This is a genomic window from Streptomyces sp. CoH27, from assembly GCF_020181035.1.
Taxonomy (GTDB): domain Bacteria; phylum Actinomycetota; class Actinomycetes; order Streptomycetales; family Streptomycetaceae; genus Streptomyces; species Streptomyces camelliae.
Genome location: NZ_JAIQYY010000004.1, coordinates 184,215 through 203,900, shown reverse-complemented (window position 1 = coordinate 203,900; position 19,686 = coordinate 184,215). Strand labels below are relative to the sequence as shown.

The window sequence follows — 19,686 nt, the reverse complement described above, 5'->3', positions numbered from 1 at the left end:
CCGAGTGCGCTCACGCCGTACGTCCCGGTGCCGGGGCCTGGGCCGCCAGGTGGGCCTGCCACAGGACGACCACGCCGAGCACCCCGCCGGAGACGGCGAGCACCAGCTGGCCGGGGTCGGCGGGGCCGCCGCTGGGCAGGACGGCGAGGGCGAGGACACCGGCCAGGGCCGCGACGCGGTGCCGTACCGAGGTGTCGGGCGCGGCGGCGGCGATGAGGAACAGGCCCCACAGCACGTACCAGGGGCGGATCGCCGGGCCGAACACGGCGACGGTCAGCAGGCTCAGGCCCAGCGCGTACACGGGTCTGAGGCGCAGCCGGAGCCATATCAGCGCGACGAGGACGGCGGTGACCGCGAGGCCCAGCAGATGCCAGGCCGGGATGGCGAGCGGGGCCAGGCCGCTGCCGAGGTGGTGCAGCAGGGCACCGGTGGCCCGGCCGAGCAGGCTGGTCAGGGCCCAGTTCTGCGGGGAGACCGGGGTGGCCAGAGCGCCGATCCAGCCGTAGCCCGTACCGGCGACGGCGGTGGCGGCAACCGTGGTCGCGGCGGAGGCGGCCGCGGTGCTGAGGAGAGCGGGCAGCGGACGGCGGCCGGAGCGGACCTGAAGGGCGAGCACCGCCAGGAGTCCGAGCGCGGCCGGCGCCTTGACCAGGGCGGCCAGGGTGACGAGGACGGCCGCGCCGATCCCGGCGGCGGGGTGCCGGCCGCGCGCGGCGACCAGGCCGAGCCCCAGCAGGCCGAGCATGAGGGCGTCGTTGTGGGCGCCCGCCACCAGGTGCAGCAGGACGAGCGGGTTCAGGGCGCCGAGCCACAGGGCCGCGGCCGGGTCGGCGCCGCTGTGCCGGGCGAGCCGGGGCAGCGCGAGCGCCATGAGGGCCACACCGAGCAGCGCGACCAGGCGCATGCCGAGCAGGCCGGCGGGCAGTTCCCCGCGGGTCAGGCCGGACAGCGCGGAGGCCAGCCCGAGGAAAGCGGGGCCGTAGGGGGCGCCGGTGTGCTGCCACATCGGCGCGACCTCGCCGGCGAGCGGGCCGCCGAGCTGGTCCGGACCGTGGGCGTAGACGTCCATGTGGGCGTCGACCATGGCGCCCTGGGCGAGATAGCTGTAGACGTCCCGGCTGAACAGCGGCGGGGCGAGCAGCAGCGGGGCCGTCCACGCAGCCAGCACGAGCAGCAGGGCACGCGGGCTCGGTGGCCGCGGTCCGCGCACCAGCCGCCCGAGCAGCACCCAGGCCGCTATCAGCAGGACGACACCGAAGTACACGCCGACCAGCCCGAGCGCCGCCTGCGCCGAGGCGGGCGCCAGCAGGTCCTGCACCGGCAGCGCACCGGCGGTCTCACCGCCCAGCGCGAGAAAGGCGGTACCGGCCAGCCCGAGCAGCCGGCAGCGGCGGAGATCGACGGGGAATGCCATGGCCAACACTGCTTCAGCGTGTCAACGCCGGGTGGCCGGAAGGATACGGCGAGCCCACCGGGCGGGGGCCGAGATGTGACCGGCGGGGGGTGGGAACCGGCCAAGGGGCGCGAGGCACCCGTCAGAACACCGACAGTCCGGTGAGCGTCGTGAAACGGTCCAGGGCCGCCACCCCCGCCACCGAGTTGCCCCGCTCGTCCAGCCCAGGGCTCCACACGCACAGCGTGCAGCGGCCCGGTACGACCGCGATGATGCCGCCGCCGACGCCGCTCTTGCCGGGCAGGCCCACGCGGTAGGCGAAGTCTCCGGCCGCGTCGTACGTCCCGCAGGTCAGCATCACCGCGTTGACCTGCTTGGCCTGGCTGCGGGTGAACAGCCGCCCGCCGTCGGCGCGGATGCCGTGCCGGGCGAGGAAGCCGGTGGCCAGGGCCAGGTCGGCGCAGGAGGCGGCGACGGAGCACTGCCGGAAGTACTGGTCGAGCAGGACCGGTACGTCGTTGTCGATGTTGCCGTAGGACGCCATGAAGTGGGCGAGGGCGGCGTTGCGGTCGCCGTGGGCGGTCTCGGAGGCGGCGACCTCCTTGTCGAAGTCCAGCGCCGGATTGCCGCTCTCGGCGCGCAGGAAGTCCAGGAGATGTCCGGCCGCGTCGCCGGTACGGGTGTGGAGGCGGTCGGTGACGACGAGCGCGCCCGCGTTGATGAAAGGATTCCGCGGGATGCCGTTCTCGTACTCCAGCTGGACCAGGGAGTTGAACGGGTTGCCGGAGGGTTCGCGGCCCACGTGCTCCCAGAGTTCGTCGCCCTCACGGGCCAGGTCCAGGGCGAGCGTGAAGACCTTGGTGATGGACTGCGCGGAGAACGGCTCCCGCCACTCCCCCACCCCGTACACGGTGCCGTCCAGCTCGGCGACCGCCATGCCGAAGCTGCGCGGATCGCGGGCGGCGAGGGCCGGGATGTAGTCGGCGGGACGGCCGCGGCCGGGGGTGCGGCCTATCTCCTCGGCGATGCGCTCCAGGACCGGCAGGAAGGTGTGGGACGACGTCATTGTCATGATCACCATTGTGCCTCCCGCCGGTCCCGGAGCGTCATCGGGCCCGCGTCACCGCAGGTCAGGCGACCGGTGCCGCACTGCCCGCGACGATCTCCGGACGCAGCAGCTCGGCCAGCCGCTCGGCGGGCAGCAGGCCCTTCTCCAGCACGAGCTCGGCCACCCCGCGGCCCGTGACGAGGGCCTCCTTGGCGATGTCGGTCGCCGCGGTGTAGCCGATGTGCGGGTTGAGCGCGGTGACCAGGCCGATGGAGTTCTCGACGCTCGCGCGCAGCCGCTCGGTGTTGGCGGTGATGCCGTTCACGCAGCGCTCGGCCAGCGTCAGGCAGGCGCTCTGCAGATGCGTGACCGACTCCGACAGGGAGTGCAGGATGATCGGCTCGAAGGCGTTGAGCTGGAGCTGTCCGGCCTCGGCGGCCATGGTGATGGCGACGTCGTTGCCGATCACCTCGAAGGCGACCTGGTTGACGACCTCGGGGATGACCGGGTTGACCTTGCCCGGCATGATCGACGAACCGGCCTGCACCGGCGGCAGGTTGATCTCGCCGAGGCCCGCGCGCGGACCGGAGGACAACAGCCTGAGGTCGTTGCAGCTCTTGGACAGCTTGACCGCGATCCGCTTGAGCACGCCGGACATCTGGACGAAGGCACCGCAGTCCTGGGTGGCCTCCACCAGGTTGGCGGCGGTGACCAGCGGCAGCCCGGTGATCGCGGCCAGGTGGCGGCGGGCGGCCTCGGCGTAGCCGACGGGCGCATTGAGGCCCGTGCCGATCGCCGTGGCACCGAGGTTGATCTCATGGATCAGCTCGACGGCCTCGGCGAGACGGCTGCGGTCCTCCTCGATCATGACGGCATAGGCGGAGAACTCCTGACCGAGCGTCATCGGCACGGCGTCCTGCAACTGTGTACGGCCCATCTTGAGCACGTCACGGAACTCGACGGCCTTACGGGCGAACGAGTCCTGCAGTACAGCCATCGCCTTGAGCAGTCCACGCACCGCGAAGACCGTCGCTATCTTGACGGCGGTCGGGTAGACGTCATTGGTCGACTGACCCAGGTTGACGTCCTCGTTGGGGTGCAGATATGCGTACGCGCCCTTGGCGTGCCCGAGCAGTTCCAGCGCCCGGTTCGCCACGACCTCGTTGGCGTTCATGTTGGTGGAGGTGCCGGCGCCGCCCTGGATGACGTCGACGACGAACTGGTCGTGCAGCTTGCCGGTCCGGATCTCCCGGCAGGCGGCGACGATCGCCCGCGCCTTCTCGGGCGCCAGCAGCCCGAGTTCCTCGTTGGCGAGCGCGGCGGCCTCCTTGACGGCGGCGAGGGCGTCGATCAGATGCGGGTACGCGGAGATCGGCGTACCGGTGATGGGAAAGTTCTCGGTGGCACGCAGGGTGTGCACACCCCAGTAGGCGTCGGCGGGTACGTCACGGTCGCCGAGCAGATCGTGCTCGCTGCGGGTGGCGGCGGCGGTCATGAGGGTTCAGGTCCTCTTTCTGGGCTACAGAGGTGATCTGTGTTCGGTGAACTACGCGCAAGCAGTGAACGGAACCGGATCCAGTGCACGCACCACACGCACGGACCCCACCGGCTCCCCGCCCCCGAGCAGCGGCTCACCCACGAACTCGGTCAGCGACTCGGGAGCCACGCCCGCGCGCGCGAGCGCGGCCGCGGCGACCGGCACACGCGCCCGGTTCGCCCCGTCGGCGATCTTCACAGCGATGGCCCGGCCGTCCGGCAGCGCGGCGACCTGTACGCCCTCGAAGCCGTCCTTGGCGAGCAGCCCCGGCACGGCCCGCATCAGCGCCGCGACGTCACGCCCTGAGCCGGAGGCCATCTCGGCGTGCGAGCGCATGGCGTCGGCGACCTTGGCCTCGGGCGTGCCGGGCGCGGCGGAGGCGATCCGGGCGACGGCGCGGGCGAGGCCGTGCAGGGAGATGGAGAACAGGGGCGCGCCGCAGCCGTCGACGGTGACCCGGGCGACGTGCTGGCCGGTGAGGTCCTCGACGATCTCCTGGATGGCCTGCTGGAGCGGGTGCGCCGGGTCGAGGTAGTCCGTGAGGGACCAGCCGTTGAGCTTGGCGGTCCACAGCATGGCCGCGTGCTTGCCGGAGCAGTTCTGGGCGAGCCGGGAGGGCAGGCGGCCCTCGCGGACCCAGGTGTCCCGGACGACCGGGTCGAACGGCATGTCGGGGACGTTGCGCAGGTCGTCCTCGGTGAGCCCCGCGAGTTCGAGGATGCGCCGGGTGCCTGCGAGGTGACGCTCCTCGCCGGAGTGGCTCGCGGCGGTCAGCGAGAGCAGGTCGCCGTCGAGGGGAAGCCCCGCCCGCAGCATGGCCACGGCCTGGACGGGCTTGAGGGCCGAGCGCGGGTAGAAGGCGGCCTCGATGTCGCCGAGCTGGAACTCCACCCGGCCGTCGGCGCCGAGGACGACGACGGAGCCGTAGTGGATGCCCTCGACGACCCCGCCGCGGACGAGGTGGGCGACGGGGGTGTGGAGGGGTTCGCGGACGACGGGTGCGTCGGCGGGGGAACTGCTGTACATCACTGCCTGCATCGATGGGTCGGGGCGGGCCGGTTCGCGGGTCACGCGTCGGCGCCGGTGGACGTGCGCGCTATGCGGCCGCGGATGGCGTACCAGCCCGCGACCAGCGCTGCGACGATCAGCGGCAGACACAGCACGGTGGTGCGTCCGGCGCCGCCGTCGGCGTACATGAGGACCAGGACGGAGACGAGGAACGCCAGCGTCACGATCTCGGTCCAGGGAGAGCCCGGCAGCCGATAGGACGGCCGGGTCAGCTCACCCTTCTGGGTCTTCCGCCAGAAGAGCGCGTGACAGATCATGATCATGCCCCAGGTCGCGAGGATGCCGATCGCCGCGAAGTTCAGGACGATCTCGAACGCGTCGGCGGGGACGACGTAGTTGAGGCCCACGCCGAGGACACAGATACCGCTGGTCAGCAGGATTCCGCCGTACGGGACCTGGCTGCGGCTCATCTTCGCGGTGAACTTCGGCGCCGAGCCGCTCATGGCCATGGAGCGCAGGATGCGGCCGGTGGAGTACAGGCCGGAGTTGAGCGAGGACATGGCCGCGGTGAGGACGACCAGGTTCATCACGCCGCCGGCCGCGGGGACGCCGATGTGCGACAGGACGGTCACGAAGGGGCTCTCGCCGGCGTGGTACTTGTTCCAGGGCAGCAGCATCGAGAGCAGGACGACGGAGCCGACGTAGAACAGGCCCACGCGCCACATGATCGAGTTGATCGCCTTCGGCATGATCTTCTCGGGGTTCTCGGTCTCGCCGGCGGCCACGCCGACCAGCTCGACGGAGGCGTAGGCGAAGACGACGCCCTGGATGATCAGCAGCATGGGCAGCAGGCCGTTGGGGAAGATTCCGCCGTTGTCGGTGATCAGCGACGGGCCGGGGTGGTGGCCGGCGACCGGGTGCTGGGTGACCAGCAGGAAGATGCCGATGCACATGAAGACGACCAGCGCGCTGACCTTGACGATCGCGAACCAGAACTCCAGTTCGCCGAAGATCTTGACCGAGATCAGATTGACGGTCAACACGACGGCCAGGGCGATCAATGCGATCAACCATTGAGGGATGTCCGAGAACATGCCCCAGTAGTGGGTGTAGGTGGCGACCGCGGTGATGTCGGCGATACCGGTGGTGGCCCAGTTCAGGAAGTACATCCAGCCCGCGGTGTACGCGCCCTTCTCGCCGAGGAACTCCCGGGCGTACGACACGAAGGCGCCTGAGGACGGGCGGTACAGGACGAGTTCGCCGAGGGCGCGCACGACCAGGAAGGCGAAGACGCCGCACACGGCGTACGCGATGAAGAGGGAGGGCCCGGCGTCGGCGAGCCGGCCGCCCGCGCCGAGGAAGAGGCCGGTGCCGATGGCTCCGCCGATGGCGATCATGTTGACGTGCCGGTGCTTCAGGCCTTTGCTGTAGCCGGCGTCTCCGGCGTCGACATGGCCGGACGAGGGGCGCGTCTCGTCTTTGAGGTGCTGCTCGCTCACGCCTCGGGTCCGCCTTCCGTGGGGAGGTCGTCCGTCCGCTGGGGACGCACGATGTCGGTGAGGGTCGTCTCGACGCGGTCCAGATGGTGACTCATGGCCTCCACCGCGTCGTGTTCGGAACCGTCGATCAGCGCTTCGACGATGGCCCGGTGCTCCCGGTTGGACTGCTCGCGGCGGCCGCCCAGTTCGTTGAGGAAGGCCGACTGACGCGCCAGTGCGTCCCGGATCTCCTCGATGACCCGGCGGAAGACCGGGTTCTGGGCGGCCTCGGCCACGGCGAGGTGGAAGAGGGTGTCCATCGCGACCCACGCGGTGGTGTCCGTCTCCCGCTCCATGCGGTCGAGCAGGTGGGCCAGGTGGTCCAGGTTCTCCGGGGTGCGGCGGGCGGCCGCGTACCCGGCGACCGGGATCTCGATGTGCCGCCGCACCTCCAGCAGGTCGCTGGCCGCGTAGTCACCGAACGTCGGGTCCTCGACGGCGTTCGCGACGACGAAGGTGCCTTTGCCGGTCCGGGAGACCGTGAGGCCCATCGTCTGCAGCGCGCGCAGCGCCTCGCGCAGCACGGGCCGGGACACCTCAAGGGTGCGGCACAGCTCGGCCTCGGAAGGCAGCTTGTCGCCTATGGCGTACTGGCCGCGTTCGATGGCGCCGCGGAGGTGGCCGAGAACCGCTTCCATGGCGCTCACGCGCCGAGGGCCCGGACCACCTGTCTGGCTGTCTGACAGGTTCACGGGAGCGATCCTGCGGGTTGCGTGCCAGGACTGTCAAGGCATCATGCAAGGAAACATTCACGGGGTGCGGCGCCTGAAAACTGGCATCCGCACCCCGTGGGTGATCAGCGGTGTCCGGTCAGGCGTCGAGCACGCCCGTGGCGAGCAGGCCGAGCAGGCCTGCGCCGATCACGATCCGGTAGATCACGAAGGCGTTGAAGGAGTGCTTGGCGACGAACTTCAGCAGCCAGGCGATGGAGGCGTAGGCGACCACAAAGGACACGATGGTGCCGACGGCCAGCGGGGCCGCGCCCACGCCCGCGCCGAGGGCGTCCTTGAGCTCGTAGATCCCGGCACCGGTCAGGGCCGGGATACCGAGGAAGAACGACAGCCGGGTGGCGGCGACACGGTCCAGGTCCAGGATGAGCGCGGTGGACATGGTGGCGCCGGAGCGGGAGAAACCGGGGAAGAGCAGGGCGAGGATCTGGGAGCAGCCGACCCACATCGCGTCCTTGAACGAGGTGTCGTCCTCGCCGCGCTTGTGCCGGCCCATCTGGTCCGCGCACCACATCACGGCGGAGCCGACGATCAGTGAGCCGGCCACCACCCAGAGAGAGCCGAGCGCGCCGTCGATCAGCGGCTTGGCGGCCAGACCCACCAGGACGATCGGGACGGTGGCGGCGATCACCCACCAGGCGAACTTGTAGTCGTGGTGGTAGCGCTCCTCGCGGTTGGTCAGACCGCGGAACCAGGCGGAGACGATCCGCTTGATGTCCTTGAAGAAGTACACGAGCACGGCGGCGATGGCGCCGACCTGGATGACGGCGGAGAAGCCGACGACGGACTTGTCGTCGACCGGGATGTTCATGAGCCCCTCGGTGATCTTCAGGTGACCGGTGGAGGACACCGGGAGGAACTCGGTCACCCCCTCGACGACACCGAGGACGACGGCTTGACCGACGGAGATGGCGCTCATGGGATCCAGTTCTGGGTAAGAGTTGGTCGACAGTGCTGTAGACATTCTTACTATGCCCGACCGTAGAGCAAGAGTCAGGCAAACAGCACGTCGGCGAGGGAGAACCCGGCGAACGCCGCCGCGAGCCCGGCCGCCACGCTACCGACGATGTTGACGGCAGCGTAGAGCCCCGAGCCGGCCTCGGTCAGCCGCAGAGTCTCGTAGGAGAACGTCGAGTACGTCGTCAGCGCCCCGCAGAACCCGGTACCGAGGAGAAGCTGCAGGTGAGGCCCGGCGGACCCGGCGGAGACCGCGCCGGTCAGCAGTCCGAGGACCAGACTGCCGACGACGTTGACGACGAAGGTGCCCCAGGGGAAGACCGAGTCGTGGCGGGCCTGCACGGCACGGTCGGTGAGATAGCGCAGGGGCGCGCCGACCACGGCCCCCGCGATCACCAGGAGCCAGTTCACAATGAATTCTTACCCTTCGCTTCCCCTGTGTCCGAATCCGCGGAGCGCCCCACGTACCGGACCACCTCGCACTCCTCCAGCGTGACAAGGCCCTCGTCGACGAGTTCGTCGAGCTGCGGCAGGAACGCCCGCACCCGTTCCTCGGTGTCCACGACGACCACGGCCACGGGCAGGTCCTCGCTCAGGGACAGCAGGCGGGAGGTGTGGATGCGCGAGGAGGCGCCGAAGCCCTCGACGCCCCGGAAGACGCTGGCCCCGGCGAGCCCGGCCGCGTGCGCGCGGCGCACGATCTCGGAGTAGAGGGGCTTGTGGTGCCAGGTGTCGTCCTCGCCGATGTAGACGGTCAGCCGGAGGGCCCGGCCGGTGAGAGACGTCATCGCTGCCTCCCTACGATGATCCGGCGGGCGGCGGCCGAGGCGAGCCACACCGCGGCGAGGGCCGCGCACAGCGTCGCGGCGAGATAGGCCAGCCCGATGCCCAGGCGCCCGCCGTCGACCAGCCTGCGGATCTCGACGGCGTAGGTGGAGAAGGTGGTGAAGCCGCCGAGGACGCCGGTGCCGAAGAAGGGGCGGATCAGGCGGTGGGCGGCCCACACGTCGGTGATGAGCACCATGAACACGCCGATGACCGCGCAGCCGATGACGTTGGTCCAGAAGGTCGCCCAGGGGAAGGAGCCCGGCGGCGTGGGCCAGGCGAGGCTCAGCCCGTACCGGCCGCACGCGCCGAGGGCGCCGCCGATCGCGACCACCGCGACGACGGGCGCCTGGGCACGCCACTCCGACCGCCCCCGCGGCGCGGGACGGACTCGGATGCTCTCGGCTTCCGGGGCTGTCATGCTCGTACGTCTCCTGTTCGGCCGCCCCGACGGGTGATCACGGCCGGGCACCAGGGTACCGTCGCACCGCCGAGCCCCGTGTTCACCAGCCCTTCTCGAACACCCGGGACACCTCGGCGATACGGATCTCGTCGCGCCGGTAGCAGACGCGGCACCGCACGCGGCGGGTGCGCAGCAGGCCGAGGCGGGTGAGGAAGTCCAGGTGGGCGCGGGCGGTCCGGTGGGGCACGCCCAGCTTGGCGGCCACGGCCCGCGCGGTGACACCGGTCTCGGCGAGGTCACCAGGGCCATGGGCCGGGAAGTGGGCCGCCGGGTCCTTGAGCCATTCCAGGATCGTCTTCCGCATCCGGCCCGAGGGAGTTCCCGTCATCCGTCCGCCCTCCGTCCCGGCCTCCTCGTACGCAGTGTTCCCACTGTGGTCCGGGCGACGCCGTCGCGTCAGGGACTCGCCCGTCGTTGTCCGGTACGCGGCGCAGGGCGGCCGAGGAGCGTCCTGCGCAGCCCCTGAACAGGGAGAGGGCCCGGCCGCCCCTTACGGCCGGGCCCCGTGGCATGGTTCAGCGGTGGCTGAACCACGTCATGGAGGACAGCGCCTTGTCGTCGTAGCCGAACAGGGCCTGGTTCTCCCAGCCATTGCCCGAGGTGGCGTCGGTGGGGTCCCAGCCGTTGCCGGTGACGGCGGTCCAGGTGGCCTCCCAGTAGAAGACACCGAGGCCTCGGTGGTTCGGGACGGCCTCCACGATGCTCGCCACGTCGTTCATCCACTTGGTCTGGCCGGCCACCGTCGCCGGGTAGCCGGAGACCAGCTTGGCGGTGGTGTCGATCTGGTTCTCCAGCGAGTCGTCGTTGGCCAGCGTGAAGGGGTAGGCGGTCTCGGCGACGAAGACGGGCTTGCCGTAGCGGGAGCCTGCGTCGTCCAGCGTGGTCTGGAAGTCGGAGAGCGGACCGTGCCAGTAGCCGTAGTACGACAGGCCGATCGCGTCGAACTTCACGCCGTTGGCCACCGCGTTGTCGAAGAACGTCTCGGTGCCGGCCTTGTCCCCGCCCTTGGCCAGGTGCAGCGCGACGACCGTGGCGGAGCTGACCGCCTTGGCGGCGTCGTAGCCCGAGTTGAGCAGACCGGCGAGCTGGCTCCAGTTGGACGTGGATCCCTCGGACCACAGGATGCCGCCGTTGATCTCATTGCCGATCTGGACCATGTCGGCGGTGGTGCCTTGAGCCTTCAAGGCGTTCAACACGTCGTACGTGTGGTTGTACACATCAGTCTTGAGCTGACTGTATGTATGGCCCGTCCATGCGGCCGGCTTGGTCTGGGCGCCGGGGTCGGCCCAGGTGTCCGAGTAGTGGAAGTCGACCAGGAGCTTCATGCCCTGCGCCTTGATGCGCTTGGCCATGGCGAGGACGTGCGTCTTGTCGTTGAAGCCGTCCGCCGGGTTCACCCAGACCTTCAGGCGGGCGTAGTTCATGCCGTACGACTTCAGGACGGCGAGCGCGTCGCTGGTGGTGCCCGAACTGGTCTTGTAGACACCGCCCTTGGCCTCGCTCTTGGCGAGGGAGGAGATGTCGGCGCCGTGGATGGACGTGCCGGTGGTGCCGGACGTGAAGGTCAGATCGTCGACGTTGATCCAGTTGCCGGCGTTCGCGTCGCTGTTGATGCTGATGGTGCACTGATTGTTCGTCACATTGATCGGCGTGACGATACGGATCCACCCACTGGACGAGATGGGCAGATCGGTGCGCTGCTCCGCGCTCCCGCAATTCTTGAGGGCTATGTACGCGGCGTTCTGCCCACCGCTGGAGCGGACCCAGGCGGTCAACGTGTAGGTGCCGTTGGTCAGGCCCGACAGGTACTGGTACGTCTCCACCTTGTAGGCGGAGGCCGAGTAGTGGGTGAGGCGGTAGCTCCCGCTGTGCCCGCCGGCCTCGGTGTACGAGGCGCCGGTGTCGCCGTACTCGGACCAGCCGGAGGGGGTGGCGGTGCCGGTGCCGTCGGCCTCGAAACCGCCGTTGGTCAGCGTGCTCGCGGCGTGCGCGGCCTGCGCGGGCAGGAAGGTGAGGGCGAGCCCGGCCGTGAGCGGCAGCAGCAGAGCTCTGATGGTGCGTCTGGGATGGAACTTCATCGTCCGTCGTCCCTTCGACGTAACTGGGGAGGGGGCCTCCGGTGGGGCCGGAGGAGAACCCCTCCGCCCACGGCTCTCGTGGCACACGCGGGCGGAGGGGAGCCTGCTCAGCCGTCGAGTCGTACGACCCGGACGGCCCCCGCCGGGACCGGGAGGCGGCCCGCGGCGCGTTCGCCCGTCAGCAGCTCGGTGCCGGGCGTGTCCAGCGGCACCTTGGTGTCGCCGGCGGTGTGGTTGATCGCGAAGAGGTAGGTGCCGGACTCGCCGCTGCGGCACACCACTTCGACGTCCCGGGGCAGGTCGGCGCGCGGGGCGAGCTGGGCGTCGTCGGCCGCCCAGCCGATCAGGGCGTCCAGGCCCTGGGCGCCGAGTCGGGTGGAGACGTACCAGGCGGTGCCCTTGCCGAGCCGGTGCCGGGTGACGGCCGGGCGGCCCGCGGTGAGTCCGTCGGCGTAGGTCCACACGGTCTCGGCGCCGCGCGGCACGACGAACTCCGTCCACACGTCCCCGGACAGCTCGGAGCCGTCGGGGCCAGTCAGCCGCACCCGCTCGTCCTTCAGCAGCGGCGAGAACTCCTCCACCGTCAGGCCGAGGACGTCGCGCAGCGCACCCGGGTAGGCGCCCTCGTGCACGGCGTCGTGCTCGTCGACGATGCCGGAGAAGTACGACACCACGAGCGTGCCGCCGTTCTCGACGTACTCCCGGACGTTGTTCCCGGCCGCCTCCGTCATCAGGTACAGGGCCGGTACGACGACAAGGGGATAGGCCGACAAGTCGGCTTCCGGGTGGGCGAAATCGACCGTGAGGTGGCGGTCGTAGAGGGCCTCGTAGAAGGAGTCGGCGCGCTCACGCGCGTCGTGGTCCTCGCTGGGACGCCAGGAGAGATTCTGCGCCCACCAGGACTGCCAGTCCCACAGCATGGCGGCGTCGGCCTGGGTGCGGGTGCCGCGGACGGCGCTCAACGAGTCGATGGACGCCCCGAGTTCGACGACCTCGCGCCACACCCGGGTGTCGGTGCCGCCGTGCGGCAGCATCGCCGAGTGGAACTTCTCGGCGCCGCGCCGGGACTGGCGCCACTGAAAGAACATCGCGCCCTCGGAGCCGCGGGCCACATGGGCCAGGGAGTTGCGGGCCATCTGGCCGGGGGCCTTGGCGGGGTTGCGGGGCTGCCAGTTGATGCCCGAGGTGGAGTGCTCCAGCAGCAGCCAGGGCGAGCCGCCAGCGACCGAACGCGTGGTGTCGGCGGCCATCGCGAGATTGACGTGGGTGCGGCGGCCGTCGGTGATCAGGTAGTGGTCGTTGGTGACGAGGTCGACCTCGCGGCCCCAGGCCCAGTAGTCGATCGAGTCGCACTGGCTGAGCGCGGTCATGAAGTTGGTGGTGACCGGGACGCCGGGTGAGAGGCGGTGCAGGATGTCGCGTTCGGCGCGGAAGTTCTCGCGGATGGTCGCGTCGGCGAACCGCTTGTAGTCCAGGGCCTGGCCCGGGTTGCCGACGGTCGGGGTGGCCCGGGGCGGGTTGATCTGCTCGAAGCTCGTGTAGCGCTGGCCCCAGAATGCCGTTCCCCAGGCCTTGTTGACCGCGTCGACCGTGCCGTAGGTCCGCGCGAGCCAGCGGCGGAAGTGGGCGGCGCAGGAGTCGCAGTAGCAGGCCGACACGGGGACGCCGTACTCGTTGTGCACGTGCCACAGGGCGAGGGCGGGATGGTCGCTGTAGCGTTCGGCGAGCTTCACGGTGATCGCCTTGGCGGCGGCCCGGTAGTCGGCGTTGCTGTGGCAGATCGCGCCGCGGGAGCCGAACTCGTGGCGCATGCCCTCGGCGGTCACCGGCAGGGCCTCGGGGTGCGCCCGGTAGAACCAGGCGGGCGGGGCCACGGTGGGCGTGCCGAGGTCGACGCGGATGCCGTTCTCGTGCAGCAGGCCGATGATCCGGTCCAGCCAGCCGAAGTCGTACTCCCCCGGGGCCGGTTCCAGCAGGGCCCAGGAGAAGATCCCGACGCTGACCATCGTGACGTCGGCCTCCCGCATCAGCCGGACGTCCTCCTGCCAGACGCTCTCCGGCCACTGCTCGGGGTTGTAGTCGCCACCGAAGGCGAGCCTGGTGAGGCCCCTGGGGCTGGTGTCCGGCATGGATGTCTCCCGCTTAATCGATCATTTGGGAACGTGCACACACAGCGGCGGCGGTGCGAGCCCAACATAACCGCACAGCAACAACCATTGACAAGTGTCCGGGATGTTTCTCTACTGTGAACGCTCACAGAAGCATGGCAGGGGCTTGCGACGGGCGAGCACCCAGGTCATGTGAACGTGCACAGCGCACATCTGCATGGCAGGTCCCCGCAGCGGGCGGGGACCCAGGTCAGGGGAGAAACCATGCCGCACACGAAGCGCCGTCGCCTCGTGACAACCGCCCTCGCCGTCGCGCTGGGCGCGACCACCCTCGCCGCCTGCGGCTCCGGGGACGACAGCAAGTCCGAGTCCGGTCCGGTCTCGCTGACGTACTGGACCTGGACGCCCGGCATGGACAAGGTCGTGGACCTGTGGAACAAGGGGCCGGGCAAGAAGGACCGGATCACCGTCACGGCGAAGAAGCAGGCCGGCGGCGACACGCTGATCACCAAGATCCTCACCGCGCACAAGGCGAAGCAGGCCCCGGACCTGGTGCAGGCCGAGTACCAGGCGCTGCCGACCCTGGTCAGCAATGGCGCGCTGGCCGACATCTCCAAGCAGGTCGGCGACGTCAAGAACAAGTTCGCCGAGGGCGTCTGGCAGCAGACCACGCTCGGCACGGACGCCGTCTACGCGGTCCCGCAGGACATCGGCCCGATGATGTTCTACTACCGCGAGGACCTGTTCAAGCAGTACGGCCTGACGGTCCCGACCACCTGGGACCAGTTCGCCGAGACCGCCCGCCAGCTGAAGAAGAAGGCTCCGGACAAGGCGCTGACCACCTTCTCCGCCAACGACTCCGGTCTCTTCGCGGGCCTCGCCCAGCAGGCCGGCGCCAAGTGGTGGACCACCTCCGGCAGCAAGTGGAAGGTCGCGATCGACGACCCGGCCACCCAGAAGGTCGCCACGTTCTGGGGCGGGCTGGTCAAGGAGGGCGTCATCGACAACCAGCCGATGTACACGCCGTCCTGGAACAAGGCTCTCGACACCGGTAAGCAGATCGCCTGGGTGAGCGCCGTGTGGGCGCCGGGCACGCTGACCACGGCCGCGCCCGACACCAAGGGCAAGTGGGCCATGGCCCCGCTGCCGCAGTGGTCGGCGAGCCAGGACGTGACCGGCAGCTGGGGCGGCTCCTCGACGGCCGTGACCACCGACTCCGCGCACAAGGACGCCGCCGCCAAGTTCGCCGCCTGGCTGAACACCGACCACGACGCCCTCGACGCCCTGGCCAAGGACAGCGGGATCTACCCGGCCTCGACGTCCGCGCAGCTCAGCGGCGCCTTCTCGAACCCGCCGGCGTACTTCTCCAACCAGGCCGACTTCTACCCGAAGGCCGCCGAGATCGCCAAGACCACCGCGCCGTCGGCCTGGGGCCCGAACGTGAACGTCGCGTACGCCACCTTCAACGACGCGTTCGGCGCCGCCGCCAAGAACAAGTCGGACTTCGCCGCCGCCCTGAAGCAGATGCAGGACGCCACGGTCGCCGACATGAAGAAGCAGGGCTTCGAGGTCTCCCAGTGACAAGCCCCGCAAGCCGGACGTCGTACGGGGCCAAGGGGGCCCCGTACGCCCACCCGTCTCCCACCACCACCCTCAGACGAGCGCGAAGCGCCCCCTACTTTTTCCTCCTCCCCGCCACGATCCTCTTCGCTCTCTTCTTCGCGCTGCCCATCGGCTACGCGGTCTTCCTCAGCTTCCGCAAGGTGCACGTCTCCGGGCTCGGGCTCGGTGCCAACGCCCGCAAGGAGGTCTGGGCCGGCGTCGAGAACTACACCGGCGCCTTCAAGGACAGCGAGCTGCTGCACGGCGCGCTGCGGGTGCTCGGCTACGGCTGCATCGTCGTCCCGGTGATGCTGGGCCTCGCCCTGCTGTTCGCGCTGATGCTGGACTCCGACAAGGTGCGGTTCACCCCGTTCACCCGGCTCGCGATCTTCCTGCCGTACGCCATCCCCGGTGTGGTGGCGGCGCTGCTGTGGGGCTTCCTGTACCTGCCGGACGTGAGCCCCTTCTACTACGTCCTCGCCAAGCTCCACCTGCCGCAGCCGAACCTGCTGGACGGCGGTCCGCTCTATCTCGCTCTGTCGAACATCGCGGTCTGGGGCGGCACCGGCTTCAACATGATCGTCATCTACACCTCGCTGAGGTCCATACCGGCCGAGGTGTACGAGGCGGCGAGGCTGGACGGCGCGACGCCGCTGCAGATCGCCCTGAAGATCAAGATCCCGATGGTGGCACCCTCGCTGGTGCTGACCTTCTTCTTCTCGATCATCGCGACGCTCCAGGTGTACAACGAGCCGACCACCCTCAAACCGCTCACCAACTCCGTCGACACGAGCTGGAGTCCGCTGATGAAGGTGTACCAGGACGCCTTCCACCGGAACGACATCTACTCGGCGGCCGCCGAGGCGGTCCTGATCGCTCTGGTCACGCTGGTCCTGTCGTTCGGTTTCCTGCGGGCCGCGAACCGCCGCAACAAGCAGGAGGCGCGATGAGCACCCTCGCCGTCCACAAGGCCGCCCCGGCGGCCGGCACCACACCCGGTACGGCACGGCGCCCGCCGCTGCGCCGCCGGATCGCGCTGGTGCCGACGATCACCCTGCTGCTCGGCGCGATCTACACGCTGCTGCCGGTCGCCTGGGTGGTGATCGCGTCCACCAAGTCCGGGCACGAGCTGTTCTCCACCTTCACCTTCCTGCCCGGCACCGGGTTCACGCAGAACATCAAGGACCTGAACGCCTACCGGGGCGGCATCTACTGGAGCTGGATGGGCAACTCCGCCCTGTACTCCGGTGTCGGCGCCCTGCTGTCCACGGCCGTGTCGGCGTTCAGCGGCTACGCGCTCGCGACCTACCGGTTCAAGGGCCGCGAGACGATCTTCAACGTGCTGCTCGCGGGCGTCCTGATGCCGCCGGTGATCCTCGCCGTCCCGCAGTACCTGCTGCTGGCGAAGGCCAACCTCACGGACTCCTACCTGTCCGTGCTGCTGCCGCAGATCCTCTCCCCGTACGGCGTCTACCTCGCCCGGATCTACGCCTCCGCCGCCGTCCCCACCGATGTGGTGGAGGCCGGCCGGATGGACGGGGCGAGCGAGTGGCGGATCTTCACCCGCATCGCGCTGCCGATGATGATCCCGGGCATGGTCACCGTGTTCCTGTTCCAGTTCGTCGCGATCTGGAACAACTTCCTGCTGCCGTACATCATGCTCAGCGACGACAACAAGTTCCCGCTCACACTGGGTCTGTACACGCTGCTGGAACAGGGCTCCAACACGCCGGCTCTGTACACGCTGGTGATCACGGGCGCGTTCCTCGCGGTCCTCCCGCTGATCGCGCTGTTCCTGATCATTCAGCGGTTCTGGAGCCTCGACCTGCTCTCCGGGGCCGTAAAGTCATGACCATGAGCAATCCGGGGGGCCGGCGCAAACCGCCGACGATCCACGACGTGGCGCGCGAGGCAGGCGTCTCGCGCGGCACCGTCTCGCGCGTGCTCAACGGCGGGCACTACGTCAGTCCCGCCGCGCAGGAGGCGGTCAACGCCGCCATACGCAAGACCGGGTACGTCGTGAACCGGCACGCCCGTTCGCTGATCACCGGGCGCTCCGACTCGGTCGGCTTTCTGCTGACCGAGCCGCAGGAGCGGTTCTTCGAGGACCCCAACTTCAATGTCCTGCTGCGCGGTTGCACCCAGGCGCTGGCCGCGCACGACGTGCCGCTGCTGCTGATGCTGGCGGGCACCGAGGACGAACGGCGGCGGATCACGCGGTACATCACCGCCGGGCACGTCGACGGGGTGCTGCTGGTCTCCAGCCACTCCGGTGACCCGGTCGCGGAGGAGCTGCGGGAGGCGGGCGTGCCGCTCGTCGCCTGCGGCAAGCCCATCGGCCTGGGCTCCAAGGTGAGTTACGTGGCCGCCGACGACCGGGACGGCGCCCGGGACATGGTCCGGCACCTGCTGTCGCTGGGCCGGCGGCGGATCGGTGTGGTCACCGGTCCGCTGGACACTCCCGGTGGTGTGGAGCGGCTCGCCGGGTACAAGGAGGTGCTCGCCGAGGCGGGCATCGGGGTCGACGAGCAGCTCATCGTCTCCGGTGACTACAGCCGGGCGAGCGGTGAGGCGGGCGCGGAGCGGCTGCTGGCGCAGGCACCGGACATGGACGCGGTGTTCGTGGCCTCCGACCTGATGGCGCAGGGCGTGCTGGCGGCGCTGCACCGGGCCGGCAAGGGGGTGCCGGATGACATCGCTGTCGGGGGTTTCGACGACTCCCCGGCGGCGACGGCCGCGACGCCGGAGCTCACCACGATCCGGCAGCCGTGGGACCGGATCAGCGGTGAGATGGTGCGGGTGCTGCTCGCTCAGATGGGCGGGGAGGATCCGGCGGCGGTGATTCTTCCTACGGAGTTGGTGCGGCGCGAGTCTGCTTGAGCGACAGCGCCCAGTGGAGTGCCGGGAAGGCCGTCAGGCGTCTGCGGCGTCGTGGCTGGTCGCGCCCACGCGGCAGAGCCGCACATTCAACACGGCCCCGCGCCCCTTCGGGGCGCCACCAGCCCTGTCTCGTACGCGAGGACGACGGCCTGGGCGCGGTCCCGTAGGCCCAGTTTGGCGAAGATGCGGGCCACGTGGGACTTGATCGTGGCCTCGCTCAAGGTCAGTTCGGTGGCCAGTTCCGTGTTGGACAGGCCTCGGCCCATCAGGGTCAGCACCTCACGCTCGCGCGGGGTGAGAGCGGCCAGGTCGGCGGGCGGGGCCTCGGCCGTGTGCCGAGCCTCGGCCGCGTACCGCTCCACCAGGCGCCGGGTGATCTGCGGGGCCAGCAGGGCGTCGCCGGTGCCGACGAGGCGTACGGCCGCAGCGAGGTGCTCCGGGGTGACGTCCTTGAGCAGGAAGCCGCTGGCGCCGATCGACAGAGCCTCGTAGACGTAGCGGTCCAGGTCGAACGTGGTCAGCATGAGGACCCGGCAGTCGGGGACCCGCTCCAGGATGCGCCGGGTGGCCGCCAGGCCGTCCATGACCGGCATGCGGATGTCCATCAGCACGACGTCCGGGCGCAGTTCCCGGACCGCGGCGACCGCCTCGGCGCCGTCGGCTGCCTCGCCCACCACCTCGATGCCCCGGGCGGTGAGGATCAGCCGGAAGCCGGTGCGGATCAGGGTCTGGTCGTCGGCGATCAGGACGCGGGGCGCCCACTCGGGGGTGTCCGGCGTCATGGGCGGTCCAGCGGGATGCGGGCGCGGACGCGGTAGCCACCGCCGAGCCGGCGCCGGGCGTCGAAGTCACCGCCGTAGACGGCGACCCGTTCGCGCAGCCCGAGCAGGCCGCGGCCGGTGCCCTCGCCGCGCGGTCTCGGCGCGGCCGGTGCGTCACCCGTGAGCACGCTGGGGCCGGAGTTGAGCACCTCGACGCGCAGGGCGTGGTCGGCGTAGCGCACGCTCACCTCCGCCGTGCCGCCGTCGCCGTGCCGGAGCGCATTGGTCAGGGCCTCCTGGACGATGCGGTAGGCGGTCACGTCGATGCCCTGGGGCAGCGGGCGCGGCTCGCCCGAAACGCGGACCTCGACGGGGAGTCCCGCGAACGATATCCGGTCCACCAGGGAGCCGAGCCGGTCGAGGCCGGGCTGCGGGGCGAGCGGGGTGCTCGACCGGTCCGCGCCCGGTCCGGCGTCGGTGTCGGTTTCCGTGCCGTCCGGGGCCGGTGCCAGCAGGCCCAGCAGGTGTCTGAGGTCGGTCATGGCGCCCCGGCCGGCGTCCTCGACGGCTCTGAGGGCGGTCGCGGCCTCGTCCGGCATGGTGCCCAGCACCTCGCGCGCGGCGCTCGCCTGGACGACCATGAGGCTGACGTTGTGACTGACGATGTCGTGCAGCTCCCGGGCGATCCGGTCGCGTTCGGCCGCGATGGCGGCCTCGGCGGCGCTCTCCCGCTCCCGCTCCAGCAGCCAGCCGCGCTCCC

The 19,686-nt window shown here is 70.3% G+C and carries 19 protein-coding genes; 4 read left to right on the top strand and 15 right to left on the bottom strand.

Annotated features, from left to right (window positions below; genetic code table 11):
* Positions 1-10 precede the first annotated feature (10 nt).
* The 13 genes from mptB to LE548_RS07925 form a co-directional block, all read right to left on the bottom strand.
* On the bottom strand, positions 11-1,414 hold the full coding sequence (gene mptB / locus LE548_RS07985; RefSeq protein WP_225095951.1) for a polyprenol phosphomannose-dependent alpha 1,6 mannosyltransferase MptB: 1,404 nt from the start codon (positions 1,412-1,414) through the stop codon (positions 11-13).
* A gap of 121 nt (positions 1,415-1,535) precedes the next feature.
* Positions 1,536-2,474: a glutaminase gene (locus LE548_RS07980; protein WP_225095950.1), complete on the bottom strand. Its 939-nt coding sequence runs from the start codon at positions 2,472-2,474 to the stop codon at positions 1,536-1,538.
* A 49-nt stretch (positions 2,475-2,523) separates the two neighbouring features.
* Complete coding sequence (aspA, locus tag LE548_RS07975) at positions 2,524-3,936, bottom strand: aspartate ammonia-lyase (RefSeq protein WP_225095949.1); 1,413 nt, start codon at positions 3,934-3,936, stop codon at positions 2,524-2,526.
* Between the two features lie 51 nt (positions 3,937-3,987).
* Entirely contained in the window at positions 3,988-5,004 is a 1,017-nt protein-coding gene (locus LE548_RS07970) for an asparaginase (protein WP_225095948.1), read from the bottom strand.
* Positions 5,005-5,045: 41 nt separating this feature from the next.
* On the bottom strand, positions 5,046-6,485 hold the full coding sequence (locus LE548_RS07965; RefSeq protein ID WP_225095947.1) for an amino acid permease: 1,440 nt from the start codon (positions 6,483-6,485) through the stop codon (positions 5,046-5,048).
* A complete protein-coding gene (locus LE548_RS07960; RefSeq protein WP_225096118.1) occupies positions 6,482-7,162 on the bottom strand; it encodes a FadR/GntR family transcriptional regulator in 681 nt (226 codons plus the stop codon). The genes LE548_RS07965 and LE548_RS07960 overlap by 4 nt, the downstream gene beginning before the upstream one ends.
* A gap of 172 nt (positions 7,163-7,334) precedes the next feature.
* Positions 7,335-8,171, bottom strand: coding sequence for an undecaprenyl-diphosphate phosphatase (locus LE548_RS07955; RefSeq protein WP_225095946.1), 837 nt, complete (start codon positions 8,169-8,171; stop codon positions 7,335-7,337).
* A 74-nt stretch (positions 8,172-8,245) separates the two neighbouring features.
* Complete coding sequence (gene crcB, locus LE548_RS07950; RefSeq protein ID WP_225095945.1) at positions 8,246-8,620, bottom strand: fluoride efflux transporter CrcB; 375 nt, start codon at positions 8,618-8,620, stop codon at positions 8,246-8,248.
* Positions 8,617-8,997, bottom strand: coding sequence for a DUF190 domain-containing protein (locus LE548_RS07945; protein ID WP_225095944.1), 381 nt, complete (start codon positions 8,995-8,997; stop codon positions 8,617-8,619). The genes crcB (LE548_RS07950) and LE548_RS07945 overlap by 4 nt, the downstream gene beginning before the upstream one ends.
* Positions 8,994-9,455, bottom strand: coding sequence for a fluoride efflux transporter CrcB (gene crcB, locus LE548_RS07940; RefSeq protein ID WP_225095943.1), 462 nt, complete (start codon positions 9,453-9,455; stop codon positions 8,994-8,996). Before crcB (LE548_RS07940) ends, LE548_RS07945 begins: the two co-directional genes overlap by 4 nt.
* Positions 9,456-9,537: 82 nt before the next feature.
* Complete coding sequence (locus LE548_RS07935; RefSeq protein WP_225095942.1) at positions 9,538-9,825, bottom strand: helix-turn-helix domain-containing protein; 288 nt, start codon at positions 9,823-9,825, stop codon at positions 9,538-9,540.
* Between the two features lie 187 nt (positions 9,826-10,012).
* Positions 10,013-11,575, bottom strand: a complete 1,563-nt coding sequence (locus tag LE548_RS07930; protein WP_225095941.1) for a glycosyl hydrolase 53 family protein — start codon at positions 11,573-11,575, stop codon at positions 10,013-10,015.
* 107 nt (positions 11,576-11,682) lie between these two features.
* Entirely contained in the window at positions 11,683-13,704 is a 2,022-nt protein-coding gene (locus tag LE548_RS07925) for a beta-galactosidase (RefSeq protein ID WP_225095940.1), read from the bottom strand.
* A 243-nt stretch (positions 13,705-13,947) separates the two neighbouring features.
* On the opposite strand from LE548_RS07925, the gene LE548_RS07920 reads away from it, so the two are divergent.
* The 4 genes from LE548_RS07920 to LE548_RS07905 are packed head-to-tail and all read left to right on the top strand — an operon-like array spanning position 13,948 to position 18,165.
* The gene (locus LE548_RS07920; protein WP_225095939.1) at positions 13,948-15,264 is read left to right on the top strand and encodes an ABC transporter substrate-binding protein; all 1,317 of its coding nucleotides are present in this window, start codon (positions 13,948-13,950) and stop codon (positions 15,262-15,264) included.
* Entirely contained in the window at positions 15,261-16,235 is a 975-nt protein-coding gene (locus LE548_RS07915; protein ID WP_225095938.1) for a carbohydrate ABC transporter permease, read from the top strand. The genes LE548_RS07920 and LE548_RS07915 overlap by 4 nt, the downstream gene beginning before the upstream one ends.
* The gene (locus LE548_RS07910; RefSeq protein WP_225095937.1) at positions 16,232-17,137 is read left to right on the top strand and encodes a carbohydrate ABC transporter permease; all 906 of its coding nucleotides are present in this window, start codon (positions 16,232-16,234) and stop codon (positions 17,135-17,137) included. Before LE548_RS07915 ends, LE548_RS07910 begins: the two co-directional genes overlap by 4 nt.
* The gene (locus LE548_RS07905; protein ID WP_225095936.1) at positions 17,134-18,165 is read left to right on the top strand and encodes a LacI family DNA-binding transcriptional regulator; all 1,032 of its coding nucleotides are present in this window, start codon (positions 17,134-17,136) and stop codon (positions 18,163-18,165) included. The genes LE548_RS07910 and LE548_RS07905 overlap by 4 nt, the downstream gene beginning before the upstream one ends.
* Positions 18,166-18,251: 86 nt before the next feature.
* Here LE548_RS07905 and LE548_RS07900 read toward each other — a convergent pair whose 3' ends face one another.
* Positions 18,252-18,947 carry a response regulator transcription factor gene (locus LE548_RS07900; protein WP_225095935.1) on the bottom strand — a complete coding sequence of 232 codons (696 nt, stop codon included), beginning with the start codon at positions 18,945-18,947 and terminating at the stop codon, positions 18,252-18,254.
* Positions 18,944-19,686: sensor histidine kinase (locus LE548_RS07895; RefSeq protein WP_225095934.1), on the bottom strand; the 743-nt coding region annotated here is incomplete at its 5' end. The genes LE548_RS07900 and LE548_RS07895, both read right to left, overlap by 4 nt.